This window comes from Achromobacter sp. ACRQX, assembly GCF_022346505.1.
GTDB classification, from domain to species: Bacteria; Pseudomonadota; Gammaproteobacteria; order Burkholderiales; family Burkholderiaceae_B; genus Achromobacter; species Achromobacter animicus.
Genome location: NZ_JAKRML010000069.1, coordinates 1 through 815 on the forward strand (window position 1 = coordinate 1; position 815 = coordinate 815).

The window sequence follows — 815 nt, forward strand, 5'->3', positions numbered from 1 at the left end:
ATGTTCGTGGCGCTGGTGCAGACGGCGGGCGCGCTGCCGGTCTTCCTGCTGTCGCTCCTGGCCGGCGCGCTGGCCGACACGATGGACCGCCGCAAGCTGTTGCTGATGGTGCAGATCGCGATGGGCTTCATCGCCCTGGCGCTCGGTCTGGTGGTCTGGTTTGGGCTGACCACGCCGTGGGTGCTGTTGGGCTTCACGCTGCTGATGGGCATCGGCACCGCATTGTCGGCGCCGGCCTGGCAGGCCATCGTCCCCAGCCTGGTGCCGCGTCCTTCGCTGCAGCAAGCCATCGCGACCAACAGCGTGGGTATCAACGTGAGCCGTGCGATCGGCCCGGCGCTGGCCGGCGTGCTGATCACCAGCCTGGGCGTGGCGATTCCGTTCTTCGTCAATGCGCTGAGCTTCATCGTGGTGGTGGCCGCACTGATCTGGTGGAAGCCGCCGGTTGCCGCCGAAAAGCGTCTGCCCCGCGAGCAGCTGTTTCATGCCATGCGTGCCGGCCTGCGCTTTGCGCTGCACAGCAAGCCGCTCAAATCCACGCTGGTCCGTGCCGTCGCGTTCTTTCTGTTTGCCAGCGCCTACTGGGCCCTGCTGCCGGTGATCGTGCGCCAGGTGCTCAATGGCGGCGCCATGCTCTACGGGATCATCCTGGGCTGCGTCGGTGCGGGTGCGGTGATTGGCGCGATGGTGCTGCCGCCGCTGCGCAAGAAGCTCGGTCCTGACCGCAGCGTCATGGCGGGTACGCTGGGCACGGCGCTCACGCTGGTGGTCTTTGCGGTGATCCCGCATCCCGTGGTGGCCGGTGCGTTCAGCTT

General features: G+C 67.4%; 1 protein-coding gene. It reads left to right on the forward strand.

All coding sequences use genetic code 11. From position 1 onward, the window contains the following. Positions 1-815 (forward strand): MFS transporter (locus MHZ91_RS28185; protein ID WP_239216590.1); only part of this gene is annotated, 815 nt, incomplete at both ends.